This window comes from Ectorhizobium quercum (assembly GCF_026552795.1).
Classification (GTDB): Bacteria; Pseudomonadota; Alphaproteobacteria; order Rhizobiales; family Rhizobiaceae; genus Ectorhizobium; species Ectorhizobium quercum.
Genome location: NZ_JANFPI010000002.1, coordinates 538,812 through 561,803, shown reverse-complemented (window position 1 = coordinate 561,803; position 22,992 = coordinate 538,812). Strand labels below are relative to the sequence as shown.

Genomic DNA, 22,992 nt, shown 5'->3' with positions numbered 1-22,992 from the left:
ATGCACCTTCCATCCATGAGCAGGCGGGCGAAACATCAGGGCCGGCGGACGAGCGGGAAACGGGAATGATTGCGGTTCTGGCGCGCCGTGCGGGCGGGCTTCTCATCACGCTTCTTGCGGTTTCCTTCCTGATCTTCGCGGTCATGGAAATCCTGCCGGGCGATCCCGCCGAAGTCATGCTCGGCACTTCCGCCAGCGCGGAAACGCTGGCCGCGCTCCGGCGGGAAATGGGGCTCGACCAGCCCTTCCTGCTGCGCTACCTGCACTGGCTGGGCGGCACGCTGACCGGCGATCTCGGCATGTCCTACACCTACGGCGTTCCCGTTGCCGGGCTGATCGTCGAGCGGCTTCACGTTACCATTCCGCTTGCCCTGTTCGCCATCGTCATTTCCGTCGGGCTCGCCATTCCGCTCGGCGTTCTGGCAGCGGCGCGCAGGAACGGTTTCGCCGATTTCCTGGTCGGGATGTTCTCGCATGTCAGCATCGCCGTGCCGGGTTTCTGGGTGGGGCTTCTGCTCATCATCCTGTTTTCCACCACGCTCGGCATCATGCCGGCGGGCGGCTTTCCGGGCTGGCAGGCCGGCCTCTGGCCGGCGCTCAAGGCTCTGATCCTGCCGGCGGTGGCGCTCGGGCTGCCGCAGGCCGGCGTGCTGACGCGGGTGACGCGGGCCGCCGTGCTCGACGTGCTCGGCGAGGATTTCATCCGCACGGCCCGCGCCAAGGGGCTGACGCCGCGCGCGGCGCTGTGGCAGCATGCGGTGCCGAACGCGCTGATCCCGGTCGTCACCATCATCGGCCTGCAATTCACCTTCCTGATCGCCGGGGCGGTGCTGGTGGAGAACGTCTTCAACCTGCCCGGCCTCGGGCGGCTGGCCTATCAGGCGCTCGCCCAGCGCGACATCGTCGTCATGCAGGATGTGGTCCTGTTCTTCTGCGCGCTGGTCATCCTGATGAATTTCGTCGTCGATATCGCCTATCTGTTCATCGATCCGCGGCTCAGGCGGGAGGCGGGGCGATGAGCGCGCTTGCCTCCCTCCGCCGTCGGCCTCAACTCTGGCTTGGTGCCGCCGTCACGGCGCTGCTCTTTTCGGCCGCGTTCGTTTCCCTCGTCTGGACGCCGCTTTCCCCGACGCGGATGCAGATCGTCCACAAGCTGAAGGCGCCGCTGGAACACGGGTTTCTCGGCACGGACCAGTTCGGGCGCGATGTCGCCTCCATGCTGATGGTCGGGGCGTGGAACTCGCTGTCCACCGCGCTTGCCGCGGTTGCGATCGGCGGCGCCGTCGGCTCGGCGGTCGGGCTGTTCGCTGCCGCCCGACGCGGATGGGCCGAAGCGCTGGTGATGCGGATCTGCGACGTGATCTTCGCCGTGCCGCCCATCCTGTCGGCGATGATGCTCGGCGCGTTTCTCGGGGCGGGGCGGTTCACCGCCATCGTCGCCATCGCCACCTTCATGGTGCCGGTCTTCGCCCGCGTCGTGCTGGCGTCGGCCCTTCAGATATGGTCGCGGGACTACGTCATGGCGGCGCAGAGCATCGGCAAGCGGCCGCTCGGCATCACCCTCGTCCATGTCCTGCCGAACATTTCCGGGCAGATCATCGTGCAGGCGACGATCCAGCTCGGGCTCGCCATCCTGACGGAAGCGGGGCTTTCCTTCCTCGGGCTCGGCATGGCGCCGCCGGCGCCGAGCTGGGGGCGGATGCTGGCGGATTCGCAGACCTATCTCGGGCTCGCGCCCTGGCTCGCCATCCTGCCGGGCCTGTCCATCGCCCTTGCCGTCTTCGGGCTGAACATGCTCGGCGACGGTCTGCGCGACATCATCGATCCGCGCGAAGACAGCGGATGAGCGGGTTTGCCGCCATCGCCGCCGTTCCAACCTTCAAAGAAGACCTCTGCCATGAATGATCTCATCTCCCTTTCGATCAAGGACCTGTTGCAGCACTATGAAGCGGGCACGCTTTCCCCTTCGGAATACTGGCAGGCGGTCGAAAAGCGCATCGACGCCTTCGAACCGCATGTGCGGGCGCTTTATGCCTACGACCCCGAAGAGGCGCGGGCGCAGGCGGCGCGGTCCACCGAGCGCTGGGTGCGCCATGCGCCGCTCGGCCCCCTCGACGGCATTCCCGTCTCGGTGAAGGAACTGGTGGCCACCAAAGGGGTGCCGGTGCCGCTCGGCACGGCGGCGACCGAAAAGGTGCCGGCTGCGGAGGATGCGCCGGTGGCGGCGCGGCTGCGGGAGGACGGCGCGGTCATTTTCGCCAAGACCACCTGCCCGGATTACGGCATGCTGTCCTCGGGGCTTTCCAGCTTCCATCCCCTGTCGCGCAATCCCTGGAAGCTTTCGGAAAATCCCGGCGGTTCCAGCGCCGGGGCGGCGGCTGCCGGGGCCGCGGGCTTCGGGCCGCTGCATATCGGCACGGATATCGGCGGCTCGGTGCGGCTTCCGGCCGGCTGGACGGGATTGTTCGGCTTCAAGCCCAGCCAGGGCCGCATTCCGGTCGATCCGTACTATCCCGGCCGGTGCGCCGGCCCGATGGCGCGCACGGTGGAGGATGCAGCCTGGTCGATGTTCACGCTGGCGCGTCCCGACTGGCGCGATGCGACGAGCCTGCCGCCCGAAGATATCGACTGGAGCGACCTCGCCGCCAATGTGCGCGGCATGAAGATCGGCCTGATGATGGAGCCCGGTTGCGGATTGCCGCTCGACGCCGAGGTGGCCGCGGCGGTGGAAAAGGCTGCCCGGCGCTTCGAGAAGGCCGGAGCCGTGGTGATTCCGGTCGATCCGGTGCTGACGCGCGAGATGCTCGACGGTCTCGACAAGTTCTGGCGCGCCAAGTTCTGGGGCGATATCGAAGGGCTTTCCGACGAGCGCAAGGCCTCGATCCTGCCCTATATTCTTGATTGGGCCCGGGGCGGGGCGGATGTCTCGGGCGTCGAGGCGGCGCGCGGCTTCAGCCGCATGCTGGACATGCGCCGCGCGGCCAGCGTTCTCTTCACGAAGATCGACGCACTGCTGTCGCCGGTGAACCCCATCGTTTCCTATCCCGCCGACTGGGCTTCGCCGACCAACGATCCGGCCCTGCCGTTCGAGCATATCGCCTACACCGTGCCGTGGAACATGTCCGACCAGCCGGCGGCGTCGATCAATTGCGGCTTTTCGGCCTCCGGCATGCCCATCGGCCTGCAAATCGTCGGCCCCCGCTTCGCCGATTTGCAGGTTCTGCAACTGGCGCGGCTTTACGAAAGCTGGGGAGGCGGCGTAAAAGTCTGGCCGGAGCCGCCGTCGACCTGACGGTTTCGGAACCTGACGCCTCCTGATGCGTTTATTTTCCTGAGTGAAAGCGAAAAGGAGAAGCGCTATGAGAGGCATTGTTCTGTGGCTGGTAGGAATTCCGATTCCGATTATTCTCGTCCTCTGGTTTCTGGGCTATCTCTAAGGCTGGCGGGAACCTCGATACCTCACCGGCGTTTCTTATCTGACCTTACAAGGAGATCATCATGGCAATTGGCAAGGACGGCGAACCCGCGACGACGGCGGACCTCGAACAGCAGGTCGAACAGATCCGCAAGGATATTTCCGCACTGACCGAGACGATCACCTCGCTGGCGGCGGGCAAGGCCGAAGAGGTGAAGGCGCACGCCCTCAAGGCCGGCAGCGATGTGGCCGAAGCATCCTCCAATGCTTTCGAGGCGGCGCGCGATCAGGTCTGCGCGGCGCAGGCCGATCTCGAAGACCGGATCCGCGCCAAGCCGCTCCAGTCCCTCGGCGTCGCCGCCGGCATCGGCTTCTTCCTGGCGCTTCTGACACGGCGGGCGTGATGGCCGATATTCCACGACTGATCGTTTCCGCCTTTTCGCGGGATTATGCTGCTCTGGCTCGTCAAACGGGCCGGAGCATCGTGTTCTATGCGATTGCGGCGGTGCTTCTGCTGACGACCTATGTGACGGGATTGACGGCGCTGGCCATCTATCTCGCCGACATTGCGGGAGCGCCCATTGCCCTTCTCAGCATCGCGATCGGGGCGCTGGCGATTGCGCTCGTCATCATCGCCGTCGCGATTTCGACCAGCCGTCGGGAGCGGGAACTGCGGCTCCTGCGGGAGCAGATCGCGCAGGAACAGGCCCTGCGGCCGGGCAATCTCGCCAATTCCCTCATGGGGATCGTTCCGGTGCTGACGCGGGGAAATCCGTTCGCCTCGGTTCTGGTGGCGGGGCTGACCGCCTTTGCCGCCGGCTTTGCCGCGACATCGAAGCGCAAGAAAAACTGACAAAATTTCTATTCTCCGTCGCCCCCGGTTAAGTTCGTGGGTGACGAAAGAAACGAAGAGCCGGCGGTTTCAAGGAAACCGCCGGCTCTTCGTTTCTTCGTGTCTTTTCTTTTATCCGCCGAAAGCGCGGGATGCGGTGATGGAGGCGGTCTGTGCATCCGGGCCGAAATCCGATTCGCCGGAAATGCCCAGCAGCTCCTGGAGACGGTTGCGGGCACGGCTGACGCGGCTCTTGATCGTGCCGACGGCGCAGCCGCAGACGTCGGCCGCCTCCTCATAGGCAAAGCCGGCGGCGCCGACCAGCAGGATGGCTTCGCGCTGGTCTTCGGGAAGCCGGTCGAGCGCCTGCCTGAAATCCTCGAGGTCCATGCGGCCGTGTTGTTCGGGATGCGTGGACAGCGTACCGGAGAATACGCCGTCCGTGTCCTGCACCTCGCGGCCGCGCTTGCGCATCTGGCTGTAGAATTCGTTGCGCAGAATGGTGAAGAGCCACGCCTTCATGTTGGTGCCGGGCGTGAAGCTCGCCTGGTTGGCCCAGGCTTTCATGATCGTGTCCTGAACGAGATCGTCGGCGCGGTCCTGCCGGCCGCTCAGCGAGACGGCAAAGGCGCGAAGGTTCGGCAAGGTTGCCAGCAGGTCGCGCTTGAAGCTGCGTTCTTCGGTGCCGCTGGTTTCGCTCATTGGTGATCCGCCGTGCGGGTTTTGCGTTCAGCCTGGTCGAGACGTTCAAGCAGGTCGAGAAAACGGTCAGGGATGCGTTCTTCCTGAATCGCGCCATAATAATCGCGCAGCTTCCGGGAAATTGACGCGTTCGGGTCCAGCCCGGAGAGGCTGGCCTCGGCGTTCCCTGTTTCTGCTGTCCGTACAGATTTCTTACTTGCTTCTGTCATCGTCGAATCCGCAATTCTAATTCCCGGTGTAACGTCTGTTATCAAAAAAAGTTCCCAGTCGTCGGAACTTTTTTTCGAAGCCGGCGTTTTCATATCGAATCTCCACATGCCGGTTGAAAGGAATTCGCATGTCGCTTACCGCCCGCGTTGCCTCCCATTTGCCTTATCTGCGCCGTTATGCGCGCGCCGTGACCGGCTCCCAGACATCGGGGGACGCCTATGTGGCCGCTGTGCTCGAGGCCCTGATCGCCGATGTTTCCATCTTTCCGGAAGCCTCCAGCGATCGTGTCTCGCTTTACAAACTCTTCGTAACCCTATTCGGTTCCGTCAATGTCGAGATCGTTCCCCAGGACTCGCCTTTCGCATGGGAGCGTAAGGCCGTCGACAATCTCGCCGCGCTGCCCACTCAGGCGCGTCACGCCTTCCTTCTGGTTTCCGTGGAAGGCTTCTCCCTTGCGGAGATGGGCGAGATCCTCAATGTCGACGCGGAGCGCGCTGGCGCCCTGCTGAACGACGCTTCCCAGGAAATCTCCCGCCAGGTGGCCACCGACATCCTGATCATCGAGGACGAGCCGCTGATCGCGCTCGACATCGAGCAGATGGTCGAGGATATCGGCCACCGCGTCACGGGCATCGCGCGCACGCATAAGGAAGCGGTGGCGCTTTTCGCCAAGAGCCAGCCGAAGATGGTGCTTGCGGATATCCAGCTTGCCGACGGCAGTTCCGGCATCGATGCGGTCAACGATATTCTCAAGACCGCCAACGTGCCGGTGATCTTCATCACCGCCTTCCCGGAGCGCCTGCTGACCGGCGAGCGCCCTGAACCGGCCTTCCTCGTCACCAAGCCGTTCAACCCGGATATGGTGAAGGCGCTCATCAGCCAGGCGCTCTTCTTCAATGAGGCCGTCAAGGACGAAGCTGCCTGATTTGAGAACGGACGGAACGAAAGCAAGGCAACCACGTTACCCTTCCACAATCACTGAAGGAGGTTGCCATGCTTTATTATTCTCTCGTCTTTCTGGTCGTTGCGCTGATCGCGGGCGTACTTGGCTTCGGCGGTATCGCCGGTGCCGCTGCCGGCATTGCCAAGATCCTGTTCTTCGTCTTCCTTATCCTGCTCGTCCTTTCAGTGGTCGCAGGCGCGTTCAGGAAGGTTTAATACCCGGGCTTCATGATCCGGCTCCTAATCGAAAACAGGCGGGTGGAGGATGCGTCGCATATGGCAACGCATCCTCCACCCGCGATAATGCGTGTATTGATAATGGAGATCGCGAATGTCAGAGGGGCTGATCTGGACCAGACCCGAAGCGAAGCAGGACAGAATGAGGGAATTCCTCATCCCCGGCCTGATCGATCTCAAACTGTGCTTCATCGTCCAAGGTCCGGCCGGCGACATAAATTACGTGGCCAATGTACCGGCGCCGTGGCAGCTTGATATGTCCCGCGAATGCGAACCCGACATGAACGGCATCTTCGGTACCGAGATCGCCGACCGGCTGGCCCGCGCCAAGGACCGGCTGGTGGCGGCCGGCGACCGCACGGTGGTCGAGATCATGGCGGGTGCCGAACAGATCTTCGAGTTCCGGCTTCAGGCGGTCGCCATCGGAGAGGGCGGCCTTCATTATCTGACGACGATCGTCGACCGCTCGGAAGAGCGGCACCGCGAGCGGATCCTCAAGGCCCTGCTGCGGGAAGTCAGCCACCGCTCTAAGAACCTTCTGGCCATCATCCAGAGCCTCGCCCTCCAGACGGCGCGGCATTCCCGTTCGCTCGACCTGTTCCTGCAAAAATTCCGGGGACGGCTGTATTCATTGTCGCAATCCCAGGACCTGATTACCGATTCGAGCTGGCGCGGCGCGGGCCTGTTCTCGCTCATCCGGCAGCAGACGGAAAAATACCTGCCTGAGAACAGCGAACTCGTCCGGATCGAGGGCGAGGACATGCTGCTGACGCCGAATGCGGCGCTGCATATCGGGCTGGCCCTGCACGAGCTGGTGATCAATGCCGTCATCCACGGCGGCCTGCTCGTCAACGGCAAGCCGGTCGTCATCACCTGCCGCCGTCACGAGGACGGGGATACGACCACGATCGAGGTGATCTGGAAGGAGATGCTGTCGGCATCGGCCCGTCAGGCGCTTCAGGAGCGGGAGAACCATTTCGGCAGCACGGTGCTGGAACGGGTCGTGCCGGCCTCGGTCAATGGAACGGCCGAATATGTGATCGGCGACGACTGCATTCGATATGCGGTTTCCTTTCCCCTGGACCCGGCCGAATAGGACAGACGGATGCGGATATGAAAATGGCGGCCCGGGGGCCGCCATTTTCGTTTCAGGAGAGTGGGTCAGCGTTTCAGCATGCGCGGATCGAGCGCGTCGCGCACGGCGTCGCCGATATAGTTGACGCTGAGCACGGTGAGCGAGATCGCCAGCCCCGGCCAGATGACGCGGGACGGGTTGATCTGGAGGAAATTCGCACCGTCGAACAACAGGCGTCCCCAGGTCGGGAAGTCCGAGGGGAAGCCGAGGCCGAGGAACGAAAGCGCCGATTCCGTGATGATCGCCGAGGCGATGCCGAGCGTTGCCGAAACCATGATGGAGCTGACGACGTTGGGCAGGATGTGCTTCAGCACCACACGCCATTCCTTCATGCCGCTCGATTTGGCGGCAAGGATGAACTCCTGGCTTTTGACCGCCAGCACGTCGCCGCGCACGATGCGGGCGGTGTGCATCCAGCTCGTTATGCCGATGACGAAAACGATCAGGATGAAAATGCCGGTCTCCGGCCCGAAGGCCGCGCGCAGTGTATCGCGGAACAGCATGATGATGACGAGCAGCAGCGGCAGCAGCGGCAGGGCGAGAAACAGGTCCGTGACGCGCATCAGCGGCCCGTCCAGCTTCTTGATGTAGCCGGAGATGACGCCGACCAGCGTTCCGAGAACCAGCGACAGCAGCATGGCGGTGATGCCGACAGCGAGCGAAATGCGCCCGCCGGCGAGAATTTGCGCCAGCATGTCCTTGCCGAGATTGTCCGTGCCGAGCGGATGGGCCCAGGTCATGCCCTGGTTCCTTGCCCGGATGTCGATCCTGTTCGGGTCGATGGTGTGGATGTACGGCCCGAGGAAGACGGCGAGCAGGATGAGCACGAAGACGATGAGGCCGACGAGCCCGCCCTTGTGCTTCATGAACTGTCCCCAGATTTCCCGGGTCAGCGAACGCGGCGGCTGGGTGAGGGGCGCCGCGACGGCGGTGGTGGCCATTGCTTCAGTCATAGCGGATCCTCGGGTCGAGAATGCCATAGAGAACGTCGGCAATCAGGTTGAACAGCACGATCAGCACGGCAAAGATGAAGGTCAGGGTTTGCACGAGAGGAATGTCCGCACCCTGGACGGCGATGATCAGCAGTTGCCCGAGACCGTTCACACGGAAAATCTGCTCGGTGATGATCGCGCCGGAAAAGATCGTCGGTACGCCGAGCGCGATCACGGTGACGACCGGGATCAGGCTGTTGCGCAACACATGGACCAGCAGGATGACATTTTCCTTCACGCCCTTGGCACGGGCGGTCCGGACGTAGTCCTGATTCAGGTTGTCGAGCATCGAGGCGCGGACGAAGCGGCTGATCTGCGAGGTGTTGTAGAGCGTGAGAACCAGCACGGGCAGCGTCATCTGCTTGATCTGGACCACGAAGCTCGACCAGTCCGTGACGCGGTGGTTGGTGTCGTAGATCGACGGAAACCATTGCAGCCAGGAGCTGAAGACGACGATCAGGACCACGCCCGTGAAGAAGGTGGGCACGGAAAAGCCGATCATCGAGATGAACGTGCCGAGCTGGTCGAAGATCGAATATTGCTTGTAGGCGGAGATGACGCCGATCGGGATGGAGATGATGACGGCGAGCAGATAGGACATGCCGACCACCCACAGGGTCTGCGGCATGCGCTCGACGATGAGATCGACGACGGGCGAGCGGGTGGCCCAGGAACGGACCCGCAGACGCTCGGCGGAGTTGCCGATCTGCCAGCCAGTCATCCGCTCGATGATGTTGAGGGGTTCGTTGACGAAGAATTGTTGCAGCCACTTCAGGTATCGAATGAAGAAGGGCTGGTCGAGGCCCAGGGACTCGCGGATCTGCTGGCGGACCTCCGGAGGGATGGTCAGCGGCAGGTCGCCGGTCGGGTCGTTGGGGGCAAGGTCAAGCAGCGCGAAGATGATGAAGCTGATGACCAACAGCGTCGGTATTGCAAAGAACAGCCGGCGCAGCGTGTAGTGGAACATGGACGCCTCCTGATCGGCAAAATCTGAATGCAGAAATGCCGGACCCGTCGCTTGACGGGCCCGGCATACGGCATCTTACTTCTTGCGGGACCAGTCAGCGATGTTCCACAGGTGGGAATCCCAGGCGTTCAGGCGCACGCCTTCGAGCGAGTTGATGTGGGCGGAGCTTTCGCCGCGGTGGACGAGCGGGATGAGCGCGCCGTCATTGCTCAGGAGATCGTTGAGCTTCTTGGCGATTTCGGCGCGTTTCTCAAGCTCGGCCGTCTGCGAGAGTTCGCCAACGAGCGCATCGTATTCGCTGCTGCAATAGCGCGGAATGTTTTCGCCGCGCCAGCCGTTTTCCGGGCCGGGAATGCGGCTGCACAGCCAGCCGCTCATATAGGCTTCCGGGTCGGTACCGGGGAAGTTGTTGGTATACATTTCCAGGTCCGCGTAGAACTTCTGGAAGGTATCCGGGCTGGCCGGGTCGCCGCCGAAGAAGACCGAGGCCGAAACGTTGCGCAGTTCGGATTCGACGCCGATCTGCTGCCACCAGTCCTTGACGAGCGCCTGCGTGCCCTGGCGGACCGAGTTGGTCGAGGTCTGGAACAGGAAGGAGAGCTTCACGCCGTCCTTCGCGCGGACACCGTCGGAGCCCTTCTCCCAGCCGGCATCGTCGAGCAGCTTGTTGGCCTCTTCGAGATTCTGCGTCAGGCACCAGTCGGCGCCGGTCGAGGCATAGATTTCCGGAGCGGGCAGGATGTTGCAGGTCGGCTTGCCGGCAGCGCCGTAGCCCGCCTCGACGACGATCTCGCGATCGATGGCGAGCGAGAGCGCCTTGCGCACGGCCGGATCGGAGAGCGCCGGGTGCGGGCCGGCTTCCTTGGTCGAGCGCTTGTCGCCGAGCGACGGATCGACGGCATAGTGATTGACCTCGATGCGTTCGACCTGTGTGCCGAAGGCGGAAACGACGGTGCCCCTGCCGGCGGCCACCATCTGTTCGAGGATTTCCGGCTCGATCTGGAGGTTCCAGGCATAGTCGAACTCGCCGGTTTCCAGCACGGCACGGGCCGCAGCGGCAGCGTCGCCGCCGCCCTTGATCGTGACCTTGCCGAAGGCCGGCTTGTCGGCGAAGCGGTAGTGCGGGTTGGCCTCATAGACGACGACGTCGTTGGCCTTGAAATCGGATACGACATAGGGGCCGGTGCCGTGCGGGCCGAAGTTGGCCGAGGTGCATTCCGGAGCCTTGGCGCCGACGCAATCCTGGAACTGCGCCTTCTGGATGATCGGCGATTCGGCGCCGACGAACGGGCCGTAGGGGAAGGGCTTGGGCACGCCGAACGTCACCTTGACCGTCAGCGGATCGACGGCCTCGACGTTGGTGACGTCGGTGAACTTGGCAGCCTGCTGGCAGCCGCCGTCCGGCGCCGTGCAATATTGCCAGGTGAAAACGACGTCCTCCGCCGTGAAATCCGTGCCGTCCGACCACTTCAGGTCCGGCGTGATCTTCCAGGTGATGGACTTCAGGTCCTCCGCGACGCCGCCGTTTTCGACGGTCGGGATTTCCGTGACCAGCCACGGCACCATCTGGCCGGTTTCATCATAGCGGGCGAGCGGCTCGATCACCAGCGAGGAGCCGTGGACATCCTTGGTGCCGCCGGACAGGAACGGGTTCAGGATGGAGATGGCCTGCCAGTAGAGGACCTTGACCTCACCGTCAGCACCCCGTTCCGCCTTTGCGGCAGTCGTGGCGAGCGTGAGTGCCGCCGCGGTGCTTGCCAGAAAGATGGTGAATTTTTTCATTGTTTTCCCCTTGAAAGCGAAGTCCGCGAAGGCCCGTCCCGCAGGATGCGCCCTCCCGACACCGAATGTTTTTGTCACGTTGGAAGCGGAGGCGTCGCACGCTCCCGGATTTCCGCCGTTATACCCTCTTGCACGCGCATGCCGCAGACGTGGCGGGAATGCGCGCCGAGAACTTTCCGCAAATGTATAGTCTTGTCAAGTTGTTGTTTTTGCAGAAATTTTGCCCATTTTCTGGAGGTGAGCGCATAGAATGCGCAAAGTTGGCATCTCAGCCAACGCGGTCACAATGCCGAAAATTTATGCCATCTAAGCATAGGCCTATTTTTCGTTCAAGGCGGAAAATTGCCGCTTGCAAAACGTTTGAAATCCATCCCAATATCCTGCCTTCGCCATTTAAGATTGATGCCCGGAGAGTGCCCCACATGCCCATTCTGAACCGCGTGAACGAAATGCAGGAAGAAGTTGCCGGCTGGCGCCGCAAGCTGCACGAAACGCCGGAATTGCTCTACGATCTGACGGAAACGTCGCGCTTCGTCGCCGAGCGCCTGGCCGAGTTCGGCGTGGACCGGCTCGATACCGGGATCGGGCGATCGGGCGTCGTCGCGATCATCAAGGGGCGGCTGGGCGATGGTCCGACCATCGGCATGCGCGCCGACATGGATGCGCTGCCGATCACGGAAACCAGCGGCAAGCCCTGGGCTTCGAAAAATCCGGGCAAGGCCCATTCCTGCGGCCATGACGGCCATACTGCCATGCTTCTGGGCGCGGCCAAATATCTCGCCGAAACCCGCAATTTCAAGGGATCCGTCGCCCTGATCTTCCAGCCCGCCGAAGAGGGCGGCGCCGGCGCCAAGGCCATGATCAACGACGGCCTGATGCGCAATTACGGCATCAAGGAAGTCTACGGCATGCACAATTCGCCGGGGCTTCCGGTCGGCGCGTTCCGCTCGCGCCCCGGCCCGGTCATGGCGGCGTCCGACACGTTCGAGATCATCGTCACCGGCCGCGGCGGCCACGCCTCGGCGCCGCACACCACCATCGATCCGGTGCTGGCCTCGGCCCATGTGATCGTCGCGCTCCAGAGCATCGTCTCGCGCGAGACCGATCCCCTGCATTCGCTGGTGATCACGGTGACGACCACCCACGGCGGCGATGCCTACAATGTCATCCCGAACGCGGTGCGGCTGACCGGAACCGTGCGGACGCTGCTGCCGGAAACCCGCGATTTCGCCGAAAAGCGCATGGCGGAAGTGGCGAGCGCCGCCGCCTCGCTGTGCGGCGCGACGGCAGCCGTCAACTACGTGCGCGGCTATCCGGTGACGTTCAATCATGCCGAGCAGACGGACTTCGCCATCGGCGTCGCCCGCAAGGTGGCCGGCGATCCCGCCGTCAACGACAACGCGCCGCCGGTGATGGGCGCGGAGGATTTCTCCTACATGCTCGAGGAACGGCCCGGCGCCTTCCTCTTCCTCGGCAACGGCGACACGGCGGTGCTGCACCATTCGTCCTACGACTTCAACGACGAGGCGATTCCCTACGGCATCAGCTACTGGGTCACGCTGGCCGAAACCGCGCTGGCCGCCTGACCGCCGCCATTTCACAAGAATTTGACAAGAGGGGAAAAGATGGCGTCTGAAACGATCGGCAACGGGGCAGCCAGCCCCGTTCTCTCGGTAAAGGGGCTCACCACATCCTTCCGCGTCGGCGACGGCTGGAAGAGCGTAGTCCGTGATATGAGTTTCGACGTGGCGCCGAGGGAAACGGTCGCCATTGTCGGCGAATCGGGCTCGGGCAAGAGCGTGACGTCGCTTTCGATCATGCGGCTGCTTCAGAAGAATTCGAGCCGGATCGAGGGGAAGGTGACGCTTGCCGGCAAGGATATCCTTTCCCTGTCGGAAGAAGAGATGCGCCATGTTCGCGGCAAGGACATCTCGATGATCTTCCAGGAGCCGATGACCTCGCTGAACCCGATCTTCCCGATCGGCAAGCAGATCGCCGAAGCGCTCACCTGCCATAGCGACATCAGCTTCCGGGATGCCAAGGCAGAGGTGCTGCGGCTTCTGGAGAAGGTGCGCATTCCGAACGCCAGGGGGCGATTCGACGAATATCCGCACCAGTTCTCCGGCGGCATGCGCCAGCGCGTGATGATCGCGATGGCGCTGGCCTCCCGGCCGAAACTGCTGATCGCCGACGAGCCGACCACGGCGCTCGACGTGACGATCCAGGGCCAGATTCTCGACCTCATCAAGCAATTGCAGGAAGAGGAGGGCATGTCGGTCCTCTTCATCACTCACGACATGGGTGTGGTGGCCGAGGTGGCCGACCGGACCATCGTCATGTTCCGGGGCGATGTCGTGGAAACCGGCACGACCGATGACATCTTCAACCGCGGCCAGCATCCCTATACCCGGGCGCTGCTTGCCGCCGTGCCGAAGCTCGGCTCGATGAAGGGCCAGAAATGGCCCTTGCGTTTTCCGATCGTCGATGTCGCAACCGGCGCGACGAGCGAGGCGAAGCCCGTGGCCGATACGGTGCATCCCGGACAGACGCCGATCCTCGACGTGAAGAATCTCACGACGCGGTTTGCCATCCGCTCCGGCCTTTTCGGCCGCCAGTCGGGTGCCGTCCATGCCGTCGAGGATGTGTCCTTCCAGCTGGCGGAGGGGGAAACGCTGTCGCTGGTGGGCGAATCGGGTTGCGGCAAGTCGACGACCGGCCGTTCGATCACCCGGCTGATCGAGCCGACCAGCGGGTCGGTGACGCTCGACGGCTACAACGTGCTGTCGCTGGCCAAGCCGGACCTGCGCGCCATGCGCCGGTCGATCCAGATGATCTTCCAGGACCCGTTCGCCAGTCTCAACCCGCGCATGACGATCGGCTCGGCGGTCATGGAGCCGTTCGTCGAGCATGGCCTCGGCTCGAAAGCCGATGCGCGGGAGAAGGCCGCCGATCTTCTGGTCAAGGTCGGGCTGTCGCCCGACATGATGAAGCGCTATCCGCATGAATTCTCGGGCGGCCAGCGCCAGCGCATCTGCATCGCCCGCTCGCTGATCCTCGACCCCAAGGTGATCGTCGCCGACGAGGCGGTCTCCGCCCTCGACGTCTCCATCAAGGCGCAGGTCTGCAACCTGCTGATGGACTTGCAGGAAAGTCTGAACCTCGCCTTCCTGTTCATTTCCCACGACATGGCCGTCGTCGAGCGCGTCAGCCATCGCGTCGCGGTGATGTATCTCGGCGAGATCGTCGAGATCGGCCCGCGCGAGGCGCTGTTCGAAAATCCGAGGCACCCCTATACGCGCAAGCTGATGGCGGCGGTGCCCGTGCCCGATCCGGCGCGCCGGCACATACGACGCAATCTTTCGACCGACGAGATCAGAAGCCCGGTCCGCCCGGTCGGTTATGTGCCGCCCAAGCGGTCCTATATCGAGGTTTCGCCGGGGCATCTCGTGCAGGTGACGGAGGAGGAAGCCGCGCTCGCAGCCTGAGCCGGCTTCGTCGCCGGCCCGCGGGGGAAGCGCAAGACTACTGCGCGTTCTGCGGCAGGCCGTCCGCGATATCGTAATAGTCGCCCTTGTCGGCCACGAAGATGTGCAGGTTCATGCGTGTCCCGGTCGGGCCGTCGAAGGCGCCCATCGCGATGGCGATCCAGTCGCGGTGTGGCGGGTCGAAGAACAGCGACGATCCGCAGGCCGAACAGAAGCCCCGCCTCACCTTTTCCGCGGAGCGATACCATGTAACATGCTCGCCGCCCTCGACCGTGAGGGCGTTCTTCGCCACCTCGGTCGATACGAAGCAGTGGCCGGAATGTTTGCGGCATTTCGAACAGTGGCAGGCGTTCGGGGAAGGCAATTCGCCTTCGACCCGAAACCTGACGGCACCGCAGAGGCAGGATCCTTCGTGCATGGGCGTTTCCCGTTCGGTTCGGCGGAGCGGTTTGCCCCCTGTTTCCTTGCAGGCGATTTTCGCCGCTGCCGCCGGACGATTGCCTGCGGCGTGCCTTGAGTGTCGGGAGCAAGCCTATTTCCTGCGCGCTCGTCGGGGAAGAGGCTTTTGCCGGCATGCCTTGCCGCGGAGAGCCGTCCACCCTAAATCAGGGGCACGATGATCCGGAGAGCGACCCATGATTTTCGATTCGGCCAGGCTTGCCCTCGTCAATCTTCTTGCACCTGAAACGCGGTCGGCCTTCTGGAAGTCTCTGGGGCTGACGCTGCTGGCTCTCGTCGCGCTGTGGATCGCGTTGCGAGAGATGTTCGTCTATCTCGCCTTGCCCTGGCTTCAGGCCTTCATTCCCGATCTGCCGGACTGGGCCGGGTGGCTCGGCTTCGTCGTCGCCATCTTCGCCAGCCTCGGGCTGGCATTGGCGCTGGCGCTACTGGTCGCGCCGGTCACGGCGCTGGTGGCCGGCATCTTCCTCGACGATGTGGCAGAGGTGATCGAAAAGCGCGACTATCCCGAAGACGCGCCGGGCCGGGCGATGCCGCTCGGCGAGGCGCTGCTGGCATCGGCGAAGTTCCTCGGCGTCGTCATCGTCGGGAATATCATCGCTCTGTTGCTGCTTCTGGTTCCCGGCATCAACATCCTCGCCTTCTTTCTGGTGAACGGCTATCTGCTCGGGCGGGAATTCTTCGAATTCGCCGCCATGCGGTTCCGATCCCCGGCCGAGGCGCGGGAGTTCCGGGCGAAGCACAGCGCCATTGTCTTCACCGCGGGCCTTGTGATCGCGGCGTTCCTCGCAATTCCCATCGTCAACCTTTTGACGCCGCTGTTCGCCGCCGGGCTGATGGTGCATCTGCACAAGCGGTTGATGAAGCGCGAAACGGTGGTGGCCGGCGTCGTTCCCTAAACCCCCTAGCCGATGATCTGCTGCGGCAGCTCGACCAGCGGCGCGGGAATGTCGCAGGTCTTTTCCGGCGACTTGCACAGGTCGGCGATCACGCATTTCTCGCATTCCGGCTTGCGCGCCTTGCAACAGTAGCGCCCGTGCAGGATCAGCCAGTGGTGGGCGTGGTAGAGATAGTCCTTCGGGATGATCTCGAGCAGCGCGTGCTCGACCGCGTCCGGGGTTTTCCCCGGGGCGAGACAGAGCCGGTTGGCGATGCGGAAAATATGGGTGTCGACGGCAAGCGTGGGAATGCCGAAGGCCATCGACATGACGACATTGGCGGTCTTGCGGCCGACGCCGGGAAGCGTGACGAGTTCCTCGCGGGTCTTCGGAACCTTGCCGTTGAAATCGGTAATCAGCTTTTGCGACAGCGCGATCACGTTCTTCGCCTTGTTGCGGTAAAGGCCGATTGTCCTGATATAGTCGCGCAGCCTGTCCTCGCCGAGCGCCAGCATCTTTTCCGGCGTATCGGCCACCTTGAACAGTTCCTTCGTCGCCTTGTTGACGCCGACGTCGGTCGCCTGCGCGGAAAGCGCGACGGCGACGAGCAGCGTGAAGGGATTGGTGTGGGCGAGTTCGCCCTTCGGCTCCGGCCGCTGCACCGAAAAGCGGCGGAAGATCTCGCGCAGCTCCGCCTCGCTGTAGAGCGATTTCGGTTTGCGCTTGCGGGGGGCGATCGGGATGGGCTTTGTCGGCATGGTCTGGCTTCGGCTGTGTGCAGGCGGGCAGGAGCGCAAGAATCGGGTGGTAAAGCCGCGCGCGTCGTGATGGTCTATCGCTACAAAGGGAGAATGACGATGCTTGTCAATGCCGCATCCTTGACCGACATCACGCCGGACGGCGGTGACTACGAGACCGTGCGCCGGGTGATCGAGACGATCACCAACGATTACCGCGACCAGCCGTCGCTGGAAACCATCGCCGCGCGGCTCGGACAATCGCCGACGCAGTTGCAGAAGGTTTTCACCCGCTGGGCCGGCCTTTCGCCGAAAGCCTTTCTTCAGGCCGTGACGCTCGATCATGCCAAGCGTCTCCTGGGGCAGGAGCGCCTGCCGCTGCTCGAAACGGCGCTGGAAGTGGGGCTGTCCGGCCCCGGCCGCCTGCACGACCTGTTCGTCACCCATGAGGCGATGTCGCCCGGCGAATGGAAGGCGCGGGGCGAGGGACTGACGATCCGCTACGGCTTCCATCCCTCGCCCTTCGGCCTGGCGCTGGTGATGATCACCGAGCGCGGACTGGCGGGGCTCGCCTTCGCCGATGCCGGCGAGGAGAAACCCTGTTTCGAGGATATGGCAGGGCGCTGGCCGAACGCGCGTTATGTCGAGGACAGTGCCGCAACCGCCCCTTACGCGTCGCGTATCTTCGATCCGGAAAAATGGTCCGGCGAACAGCCGTTGCGCGTGGTGCTCATCGGCACGGATTTTCAGGTCCGGGTGTGGGAGAGCCTCCTGAAGATCCCGCTTGGCAGGGCCGTGACCTATTCCGACCTCGCCCACGATATCGGCCAGCCGAGTGCGAGCCGCGCGGTGGGGGCGGCCGTCGGTCGCAATCCGATCTCCTTCGTCGTGCCCTGCCACCGCGCCCTTGGAAAGAGCGGCGCCCTGACCGGCTATCACTGGGGGCTGACGCGCAAGCGGGCCATGCTGGGCTGGGAGGCGGCCCAAATTTCTTGACGGCAGCCGGGTGGATGGCGATAGTCGGCGTCTGAATACCGAGAACCGAGGTAAGTCCCCATGACATCCAAGCTCGACCAGCTCCGCGCGATCACGACCGTCGTCGCCGACACCGGCGATATCGAAGCCGTCGCCCGCCTGAAGCCGGTGGATTGCACCACCAACCCCACCATCGTCCTCAAGGCGCTGTCGACGCCGGCCTTCGACGACGCTTTCGCCGAAGCGGTGAAGTGGGGCAGGAGCCAGGGCGGTTCCGCCGATGCGGTGGCCGCCGCCGTTGCCGACCGTCTGGCCATTTCCGTCGGGGCGGCGCTGGCGGCGCTCGTGCCGGGCCGGGTCTCGACCGAGGTCGATGCCGATCTTTCCTTCGATACGGCGGCGTCCGTCGCCAAGGCGCGCGACATCATCGCCGCCTATCAGGCGCGCGGGATCGGCCGCGAGCATATCCTGATCAAGCTTGCCTCCACCTGGGAGGGCATCCGTGCCGCGGAAGTCCTCCAGAAGGAAGGAATCGACTGCAATCTGACGCTGCTCTTCTCCAAGGCCCAGGCCATTGCCTGCGCCGAGGCCGGCGCGTTCCTCATCTCGCCCTTCGTCGGCCGTATTCTCGACTGGTACAAGAAATCGACCGGCGAGACCTATACGGCGGAAACCGATCCGGGCGTCGTTTCGGTGCGCTCGATCTACAATTACTACAAGGCGAACGGCATCGAGACCGTCGTGATGGGTGCATCCTTCCGCAATGCCGGCGAGATCGAGGCGCTGGCCGGCTGCGACCGCCTGACCATCTCACCGGCGCTGCTGGAGGAACTCGACAAGGATACGGGACCGCTGGTGCGGGCCCTTTCGCCGGAAACGGTGACGCCGGAGCCGCTCGTTTCGCTCGACGAAAAAGCGTTCCGCTGGGCGCTTAACGAGGACGCGATGGCGACCGAAAAGCTGGCCGAGGGCATCCGTTCCTTCGCCAAGGACTTGGGTACGCTGCGCGGCAAGGTGAAGGAGGCGCTTTCCGCCTGACCCGGCCCGCCATGCTTCCCGTTTTCGTCAGACGGCATCCGAGCATGGCGATGGCGCTGCTGACCAGCGTCATCGCCGGCATCGCCCTGCTTTCGGCCGGCTGGAGCGCGACCAATGCGCTGATCGTCTGGAACCTTTCGGCGCTCGTCTATCTGGCGGTCGCCTGGTACAGGATGATTACCGTCGATCTCGACGGCCTGCGGCGGCGGGCGGCGGACCTGGATTTTTCCGATTCCGTCATTCTCGTCCTTTCGGTGGTGGCCGCGCTTGCCAGCATCGCCGGCATCGGTTTCGAACTGTTGGGCGCACAGGAAAGCCCGCCGCACGAAAAGCTGCTGGGCGCGGCGCTCGCCATGACGACGGTTCTCCTGTCGTGGGCGTTCCTGCACACCCTGTTCACGCTGCATTACGCCCACCGCTTCTATTCCGGCGATGGCGCTGGCGCCGGCCTGATCTTTCCCGAAGAGCATGCCGTGCCGGAATACTGGGACTTTGCCTATTTTTCCTTCACCATCGGCGTTGCGGCGCAGACCGCGGACGTGATGGTCTCTTCGCTGCCGATGCGGCGGCTGGTGTTCTTCCACGCCATCTTGTCGTTCCTCTTCAACACCACCATTCTCGCGCTCGCCGTCAATGCGGGCGTGAGCCTGATATGAGGGCAGAGGCTCAGCTTGCCGCCAGCCGCTTCGCCGCGCGATGCGCCACGATGCGGCTGCGGATGAAGGCCAGAACGAACAGGCCGCTCATGACGAGGACGATGGTCGGGGCGGGGGCGCTGTCGATGAAGAAGCTGAGATAGATGCCGGTAAACACGGCCGACAGGGTGGCGCCCGCGGCGATCAGCAGCATGCCGCGGAAGGTGCGCGCGACGAGGAAGGCGATTGCGCCCGGCGCGACGAGCAGCGCGATGGCCAGAATGATGCCGACGGCGGCCAGCGCCCCGACGACGGTCAGCGAAAGCACCGTCAGAAGGCCGTAATGCAGCAGGCCGACCCGAAGGCCTATGGCATGGGCGTGGTGCGGATCGAAGGCGTGCACCATCAGGTCCTTGCGCAGCACGAGCAGGAACACCGTGGCGGCGGCGGCGATCGCCAGCGCTTCCGTCATGTCGGCGGGAGCGATGCCCAGCATGTCGCCGAACAGGATATGGGTCAGATGCACGTCGCTCGGCACCTTGACGATCAGGACGATGCCGAGGCCGAACATGCCGGAGAAGACGATGCCGAGCACGGTATCCTCCTTCACACGGCTGTTGCTCCTGATGAAACCCGCCGACAGTGCGCAGACCATGCCGGCCGCGAAGGCGCCGAGCGACAGCGGCAGGCCGGCGGCATAGGCAAGCACCACGCCCGGCAGCACGGCATGGGAAACCGCGTCTCCCATCAGCGACCAGCCCTTCAGCACCAGATAGCAGGACAGGAGCGCCATCGGCAGGGCAATCGCCATCGTGACGATGAAGGCGTTGCGCATGAAATCCACCTGCAACGGCAGGAGAAGCAGGGAGAGGGTCTCGCTCATGCGGCCTCGCTTTTGCCGCCGGCTTTCGCCCGGGCGCGGCTTGCCAGCATTCCGTGGCGGGGGGCGAAGACGAAGGCTAGGAGGAACAGCAGCGTCTGCATCACCACGATGACGCCGCCCGTCGCACCGTCGAGGAAGAAGCTGAGATAGGCTCCGGCGAAGCTGGTGACGGCGCCGATGAGGAGCGACAGTCCTATCAGGCGGCCGAAACGGTCGGTCAGCAGATAGGCCGTCGCGCCCGGCGTCACCACCATCGCGACCACGAGGAAGGCTCCGACCGTCTGCATGGCCGCGACGGTCGATGCGGACAGCAGGGTAAAGAACAGCACCTTCATGGCATCCGGCCTCAGGCCGATGGAGCGGGCGTGGGTTTCGTCGAAGAAGACCGCCATCAGGTCCTTCCACTTCAGCGTCAGGACCAGCAGGCTGACGGCGCCGATGACGACGAGCTGGAGCGTATCGCCCGGCGAGATGGCCAGCACATTGCCCATGACGATGGTCTGGATGCTGATCGACACCGGCGAGACGGAGATCATGAACAGGCCGAGGCCGAAGAAGGAGGTGAAGATCATGCCGATGATGGCATCCTCCTTCAATTTCGTGCGGCTGGACAGGTAAAGCATGAAGGCGGCGGCGAGGCCGCCCGAGGCGAAGGCGCCGAGGGCCAGCGGCAGGCCGAGCATATAGGCGCCGGCGACGCCGGGCACGATGGAGTGGGACAGCGCGTCGCCGATCAGCGACCAGCCCTTCAGCATGAGATAGGCCGAGAGAAAGCCGCAGACCGCGCCGGTCAGCGCGCTGACGGACATGGCGTTCACCATGTAGCCATAGGCGAAGGGCTCAAGAAGCGTTTCCATCGCCCTTGTCCTTTTCTTCCGTCTTCGCCTTCAACCGTTCGCCGCCGTAGAGCACGAAGGGGCGCTCGTCGTCGGTGATGACCTTCACGCGGCGCGGGTCCTCGTCGTCGTGCAACTCCTGGCCGCCGAGAACGAAGTGCCGCAGCGCGCCGCCGAACGCCGCTTCCAGATTGGCTTCCGTGAAGGTGGTTTCGGTCGGCCCGAAGGCGATCACCGTGCCCTTCACGAAAACCGAGTAATCGCAGAAATGCGGCACGCTGCCGAGATCGTGGGTGGAAACCAGCATGACCTTGCCTTCGCGGCGCAGCTCGCCGAGAAGGTCGACGATCTGCTCCTCCGTCGTCAGGTCCACGCCGGTGAAGGGCTCGTCGAGCAGGATGACGGCACTTTCCTGTGCCAGCGCGCGGGCGAGGAAGACGCGCTTCTTCTGGCCGCCGGAAAGCTCGCCGATCTGGCGCGTGCGGAAATCGCTCATGTTGACGCGGGCGAGGGCTTCGTCGACGATCCTGCGGTCGCGGCGCGAGGGGATGCGCAGGAAATTCATGTGGCCGTAGCGGCCCATCATCACCACGTCCTCGACGAGGATCGGGAAGTTCCAGTCCACTTCCTCCGCCTGCGGCACATAGGCGACGAGGTTGCGGGCGAGCGCCTTTTTGGCCGGCATGTCAAGAATGGAGATGGTGCCGGACGCAAGCGGCAGAAAGCCCATGATTGCCTTGAACAGGGTCGATTTTCCCGCGCCGTTGACGCCGATCAGCGCCGCGATCGAGCCGCGCGGCATGGTGAAGCTGGCATTGCGCAGGGCGGTGTGGCCGTTGCGGTAGGTGACGGTCACGTTCTCCACGATGATGCCGGAGCCGCGGCGCTTTCCCATCATCATCATCGGGCCAGGCCCTCCGCGATGGTGGCGGCGGTCACGCCCAGAAGGTCGAGATAGGTGGGAACGGGACCGTCCGGATCGCTGAGCGAATCCACGTAGAGGACGCCGCCGTAATACGCGCCGGTCTCGCGGGCAATTTCCTTTGCGGGCTCCGGCGAGATCGTGCTTTCCGAAAAGACGGTGCCGATCTTTTCGGCGCGGATCGTGTCGATGACGTGGCGCACCTGCTGCGGCGTGCCCTGCTGGTCGGCGTTCACCGGCCAGAGATAAAGCTCCCGGAGGCCGAAATCGCGGGCGAGATAGGAAAAGGCGCCCTCGCTCGTCACCAGCCAGCGGCGCTCGGGCGGAAGCGCGGCGATCCGTTCGCGGGCGGGTTCGAGGGCCTCCCTTATCTTCTCGGAATAGGCGGCGGCATTGGCGGCGTAGGCCGCGGCGTTGTCGGGGTCGAGGGATGCCAGCGCCTTCTCGATGTTGGCGACGTAGATCAGCGCCGAATCCGGCGACATCCAGGCATGCGGGTTGGGCTTGCCGTCATAGGCGCCGCCGCCGATGGCGATCGGAACGACGCCCTCGGAAACGGTGACGCTCGGCACGTCGCCCAGATTGACGAGGAATTTCTCGAACCAGCTTTCGAGGTTCAAACCGTTGCGCAGGACGAGGTCGGCGTCACGGGCGCGCATGATGTCGCGCGGCGTCGGTTGGTAGTCATGGATTTCCGCGCCCGGCCTCGTGATGCTTTCCACCGTTGCCAGGTCGCCTGCGACGTTGCGGGCCATGTCGGCGATGACCGTGAAGGTCGTCACGACCTTGGGCCTGTCCTTCGCCGCCGCCGGCGAGGCGGCGACGAGGGCGGCGAAGGCGAGAAGCGTCAGTGCGGACTTGATGAGCATCGGGGCAGGACAATCTGTGTTGCAAACAATTCACCATTAAGAATTGGGTATTTCCTGCGCG

General features: G+C 63.9%; 25 protein-coding genes. 14 read left to right on the top strand and 11 right to left on the bottom strand.

Going from position 1 to position 22,992, the window contains the following annotated elements:
* Positions 1–65: 65 nt before the first annotated feature.
* From NOF55_RS07340 to NOF55_RS07320, 5 genes are all read left to right on the top strand, one after another.
* Positions 66–1,019 carry an ABC transporter permease gene (locus tag NOF55_RS07340; protein WP_306410688.1) on the top strand — a complete coding sequence of 318 codons (954 nt, stop codon included), beginning with the start codon at positions 66–68 and terminating at the stop codon, positions 1,017–1,019.
* Positions 1,016–1,846, top strand: coding sequence for an ABC transporter permease (locus tag NOF55_RS07335; protein WP_306410687.1), 831 nt, complete (start codon positions 1,016–1,018; stop codon positions 1,844–1,846). Before NOF55_RS07340 ends, NOF55_RS07335 begins: the two co-directional genes overlap by 4 nt.
* A 51-nt stretch (positions 1,847–1,897) precedes the next feature.
* Positions 1,898–3,292, top strand: coding sequence for an amidase (locus NOF55_RS07330; RefSeq protein WP_306410686.1), 1,395 nt, complete (start codon positions 1,898–1,900; stop codon positions 3,290–3,292).
* 206 nt (positions 3,293–3,498) lie between these two features.
* Entirely contained in the window at positions 3,499–3,819 is a 321-nt protein-coding gene (locus tag NOF55_RS07325; RefSeq protein ID WP_306410685.1) for an ElaB/YgaM/YqjD family protein, read from the top strand.
* 80 nt (positions 3,820–3,899) lie between these two features.
* A complete protein-coding gene (locus NOF55_RS07320) occupies positions 3,900–4,268 on the top strand; it encodes a hypothetical protein (RefSeq protein ID WP_306410684.1) in 369 nt (122 codons plus the stop codon).
* 111 nt (positions 4,269–4,379) lie between these two features.
* Here NOF55_RS07320 and NOF55_RS07315 read toward each other — a convergent pair whose 3' ends face one another.
* Both NOF55_RS07315 and NOF55_RS07310 read right to left on the bottom strand, forming a co-directional pair.
* The gene (locus NOF55_RS07315) at positions 4,380–4,949 is read right to left on the bottom strand and encodes an RNA polymerase sigma factor (protein ID WP_306410683.1); all 570 of its coding nucleotides are present in this window, start codon (positions 4,947–4,949) and stop codon (positions 4,380–4,382) included.
* Positions 4,946–5,158: a NepR family anti-sigma factor gene (locus tag NOF55_RS07310; protein WP_370868957.1), complete on the bottom strand. Its 213-nt coding sequence runs from the start codon at positions 5,156–5,158 to the stop codon at positions 4,946–4,948. The genes NOF55_RS07315 and NOF55_RS07310 overlap by 4 nt, the downstream gene beginning before the upstream one ends.
* A 128-nt stretch (positions 5,159–5,286) precedes the next feature.
* Between NOF55_RS07310 and NOF55_RS07305 the strand changes: the two genes are divergently transcribed.
* The 3 genes from NOF55_RS07305 to NOF55_RS07295 all read left to right on the top strand — a co-directional run bounded on the left by NOF55_RS07305 (position 5,287) and on the right by NOF55_RS07295 (position 7,434).
* The gene (locus NOF55_RS07305; RefSeq protein ID WP_306410682.1) at positions 5,287–6,084 is read left to right on the top strand and encodes a response regulator; all 798 of its coding nucleotides are present in this window, start codon (positions 5,287–5,289) and stop codon (positions 6,082–6,084) included.
* Positions 6,085–6,152: 68 nt separating this feature from the next.
* Entirely contained in the window at positions 6,153–6,317 is a 165-nt protein-coding gene (locus NOF55_RS07300) for a DUF1328 domain-containing protein (RefSeq protein WP_306410681.1), read from the top strand.
* 163 nt (positions 6,318–6,480) lie between these two features.
* A complete protein-coding gene (locus NOF55_RS07295) occupies positions 6,481–7,434 on the top strand; it encodes a sensor histidine kinase (RefSeq protein ID WP_306410680.1) in 954 nt (317 codons plus the stop codon).
* 65 nt (positions 7,435–7,499) lie between these two features.
* Here the strand turns inward: NOF55_RS07295 and NOF55_RS07290 are convergent, their stop codons facing one another.
* The 3 genes from NOF55_RS07290 to NOF55_RS07280 form a co-directional block, all read right to left on the bottom strand.
* On the bottom strand, positions 7,500–8,426 hold the full coding sequence (locus tag NOF55_RS07290) for an ABC transporter permease (RefSeq protein ID WP_306410679.1): 927 nt from the start codon (positions 8,424–8,426) through the stop codon (positions 7,500–7,502).
* Positions 8,419–9,432, bottom strand: a complete 1,014-nt coding sequence (locus NOF55_RS07285) for an ABC transporter permease (protein ID WP_306410678.1) — start codon at positions 9,430–9,432, stop codon at positions 8,419–8,421. The genes NOF55_RS07290 and NOF55_RS07285 overlap by 8 nt, the downstream gene beginning before the upstream one ends.
* 75 nt (positions 9,433–9,507) lie before the next feature.
* Positions 9,508–11,214: a peptide ABC transporter substrate-binding protein gene (locus NOF55_RS07280; RefSeq protein WP_306410677.1), complete on the bottom strand. Its 1,707-nt coding sequence runs from the start codon at positions 11,212–11,214 to the stop codon at positions 9,508–9,510.
* Between the two features lie 422 nt (positions 11,215–11,636).
* On the opposite strand from NOF55_RS07280, the gene NOF55_RS07275 reads away from it, so the two are divergent.
* Entirely contained in the window at positions 11,637–12,800 is a 1,164-nt protein-coding gene (locus NOF55_RS07275; protein WP_306410676.1) for a M20 aminoacylase family protein, read from the top strand.
* A 39-nt stretch (positions 12,801–12,839) separates the two neighbouring features.
* Positions 12,840–14,699: an ABC transporter ATP-binding protein gene (locus NOF55_RS07270; RefSeq protein WP_306410675.1), complete on the top strand. Its 1,860-nt coding sequence runs from the start codon at positions 12,840–12,842 to the stop codon at positions 14,697–14,699.
* A gap of 37 nt (positions 14,700–14,736) precedes the next feature.
* Here the strand turns inward: NOF55_RS07270 and NOF55_RS07265 are convergent, their stop codons facing one another.
* Positions 14,737–15,117 carry a GFA family protein gene (locus NOF55_RS07265; RefSeq protein WP_306410674.1) on the bottom strand — a complete coding sequence of 127 codons (381 nt, stop codon included), beginning with the start codon at positions 15,115–15,117 and terminating at the stop codon, positions 14,737–14,739.
* A 217-nt stretch (positions 15,118–15,334) separates the two neighbouring features.
* On the opposite strand from NOF55_RS07265, the gene NOF55_RS07260 reads away from it, so the two are divergent.
* On the top strand, positions 15,335–16,057 hold the full coding sequence (locus tag NOF55_RS07260) for a sulfate transporter family protein (protein ID WP_306410673.1): 723 nt from the start codon (positions 15,335–15,337) through the stop codon (positions 16,055–16,057).
* A 5-nt stretch (positions 16,058–16,062) separates the two neighbouring features.
* Here NOF55_RS07260 and nth read toward each other — a convergent pair whose 3' ends face one another.
* Positions 16,063–16,794, bottom strand: coding sequence for an endonuclease III (gene nth / locus NOF55_RS07255; protein ID WP_306410672.1), 732 nt, complete (start codon positions 16,792–16,794; stop codon positions 16,063–16,065).
* A 99-nt stretch (positions 16,795–16,893) separates the two neighbouring features.
* Here nth and NOF55_RS07250 point away from each other — a divergent pair, with 99 nt between their 5' ends.
* The 3 genes from NOF55_RS07250 to NOF55_RS07240 are packed head-to-tail and all read left to right on the top strand — an operon-like array spanning position 16,894 to position 19,442.
* Positions 16,894–17,769 carry a methylated-DNA--[protein]-cysteine S-methyltransferase gene (locus tag NOF55_RS07250; protein WP_306410671.1) on the top strand — a complete coding sequence of 292 codons (876 nt, stop codon included), beginning with the start codon at positions 16,894–16,896 and terminating at the stop codon, positions 17,767–17,769.
* A 60-nt stretch (positions 17,770–17,829) separates the two neighbouring features.
* Positions 17,830–18,786 carry a transaldolase gene (tal, locus tag NOF55_RS07245; protein WP_306410670.1) on the top strand — a complete coding sequence of 319 codons (957 nt, stop codon included), beginning with the start codon at positions 17,830–17,832 and terminating at the stop codon, positions 18,784–18,786.
* Between the two features lie 44 nt (positions 18,787–18,830).
* Positions 18,831–19,442, top strand: a complete 612-nt coding sequence (locus tag NOF55_RS07240) for a DUF1345 domain-containing protein (RefSeq protein WP_306410669.1) — start codon at positions 18,831–18,833, stop codon at positions 19,440–19,442.
* A 10-nt stretch (positions 19,443–19,452) separates the two neighbouring features.
* Here NOF55_RS07240 and NOF55_RS07235 read toward each other — a convergent pair whose 3' ends face one another.
* Genes NOF55_RS07235 through NOF55_RS07220 form a run of 4 tightly spaced genes read right to left on the bottom strand, consistent with a single transcriptional unit; the run spans position 19,453 to position 22,931 of the window.
* A complete protein-coding gene (locus tag NOF55_RS07235) occupies positions 19,453–20,304 on the bottom strand; it encodes a metal ABC transporter permease (RefSeq protein WP_306410668.1) in 852 nt (283 codons plus the stop codon).
* Positions 20,301–21,161 (bottom strand): metal ABC transporter permease, encoded by an 861-nt coding sequence (locus NOF55_RS07230; protein WP_306410667.1) that lies wholly within the window; start codon positions 21,159–21,161, stop codon positions 20,301–20,303. The genes NOF55_RS07235 and NOF55_RS07230 overlap by 4 nt, the downstream gene beginning before the upstream one ends.
* Positions 21,145–22,044: a manganese/iron ABC transporter ATP-binding protein gene (locus tag NOF55_RS07225; RefSeq protein ID WP_306410665.1), complete on the bottom strand. Its 900-nt coding sequence runs from the start codon at positions 22,042–22,044 to the stop codon at positions 21,145–21,147. The genes NOF55_RS07230 and NOF55_RS07225 overlap by 17 nt, the downstream gene beginning before the upstream one ends.
* A complete protein-coding gene (locus NOF55_RS07220) occupies positions 22,041–22,931 on the bottom strand; it encodes a metal ABC transporter substrate-binding protein (RefSeq protein ID WP_306410664.1) in 891 nt (296 codons plus the stop codon). Before NOF55_RS07220 ends, NOF55_RS07225 begins: the two co-directional genes overlap by 4 nt.
* Positions 22,932–22,992 lie beyond the last annotated feature (61 nt).

Coding starts and splice junctions, on each gene's coding strand:
- NOF55_RS07340 (WP_306410688.1), top strand. CDS start 66: ATGATTGCGGTTCTGGCGCGCCGTGCGGGCGGGCTTCTCATCACGCTT.
- NOF55_RS07335 (WP_306410687.1), top strand. CDS start 1,016: ATGAGCGCGCTTGCCTCCCTCCGCCGTCGGCCTCAACTCTGGCTTGGT.
- NOF55_RS07330 (WP_306410686.1), top strand. CDS start 1,898: ATGAATGATCTCATCTCCCTTTCGATCAAGGACCTGTTGCAGCACTAT.
- NOF55_RS07325 (WP_306410685.1), top strand. CDS start 3,499: ATGGCAATTGGCAAGGACGGCGAACCCGCGACGACGGCGGACCTCGAA.
- NOF55_RS07315 (WP_306410683.1), bottom strand. CDS start 4,949: ATGAGCGAAACCAGCGGCACCGAAGAACGCAGCTTCAAGCGCGACCTG.
- NOF55_RS07310 (WP_370868957.1), bottom strand. CDS start 5,158: ATGACAGAAGCAAGTAAGAAATCTGTACGGACAGCAGAAACAGGGAAC.
- NOF55_RS07305 (WP_306410682.1), top strand. CDS start 5,287: ATGTCGCTTACCGCCCGCGTTGCCTCCCATTTGCCTTATCTGCGCCGT.
- NOF55_RS07300 (WP_306410681.1), top strand. CDS start 6,153: ATGCTTTATTATTCTCTCGTCTTTCTGGTCGTTGCGCTGATCGCGGGC.
- NOF55_RS07295 (WP_306410680.1), top strand. CDS start 6,481: ATGAGGGAATTCCTCATCCCCGGCCTGATCGATCTCAAACTGTGCTTC.
- NOF55_RS07290 (WP_306410679.1), bottom strand. CDS start 8,426: ATGACTGAAGCAATGGCCACCACCGCCGTCGCGGCGCCCCTCACCCAG.
- NOF55_RS07285 (WP_306410678.1), bottom strand. CDS start 9,432: ATGTTCCACTACACGCTGCGCCGGCTGTTCTTTGCAATACCGACGCTG.
- NOF55_RS07280 (WP_306410677.1), bottom strand. CDS start 11,214: ATGAAAAAATTCACCATCTTTCTGGCAAGCACCGCGGCGGCACTCACG.
- NOF55_RS07275 (WP_306410676.1), top strand. CDS start 11,637: ATGCCCATTCTGAACCGCGTGAACGAAATGCAGGAAGAAGTTGCCGGC.
- NOF55_RS07270 (WP_306410675.1), top strand. CDS start 12,840: ATGGCGTCTGAAACGATCGGCAACGGGGCAGCCAGCCCCGTTCTCTCG.
- NOF55_RS07265 (WP_306410674.1), bottom strand. CDS start 15,117: ATGCACGAAGGATCCTGCCTCTGCGGTGCCGTCAGGTTTCGGGTCGAA.
- NOF55_RS07260 (WP_306410673.1), top strand. CDS start 15,335: ATGATTTTCGATTCGGCCAGGCTTGCCCTCGTCAATCTTCTTGCACCT.
- nth (WP_306410672.1), bottom strand. CDS start 16,794: ATGCCGACAAAGCCCATCCCGATCGCCCCCCGCAAGCGCAAACCGAAA.
- NOF55_RS07250 (WP_306410671.1), top strand. CDS start 16,894: ATGCTTGTCAATGCCGCATCCTTGACCGACATCACGCCGGACGGCGGT.
- tal (WP_306410670.1), top strand. CDS start 17,830: ATGACATCCAAGCTCGACCAGCTCCGCGCGATCACGACCGTCGTCGCC.
- NOF55_RS07240 (WP_306410669.1), top strand. CDS start 18,831: ATGGCGATGGCGCTGCTGACCAGCGTCATCGCCGGCATCGCCCTGCTT.
- NOF55_RS07235 (WP_306410668.1), bottom strand. CDS start 20,304: ATGAGCGAGACCCTCTCCCTGCTTCTCCTGCCGTTGCAGGTGGATTTC.
- NOF55_RS07230 (WP_306410667.1), bottom strand. CDS start 21,161: ATGGAAACGCTTCTTGAGCCCTTCGCCTATGGCTACATGGTGAACGCC.
- NOF55_RS07225 (WP_306410665.1), bottom strand. CDS start 22,044: ATGATGATGATGGGAAAGCGCCGCGGCTCCGGCATCATCGTGGAGAAC.
- NOF55_RS07220 (WP_306410664.1), bottom strand. CDS start 22,931: ATGCTCATCAAGTCCGCACTGACGCTTCTCGCCTTCGCCGCCCTCGTC.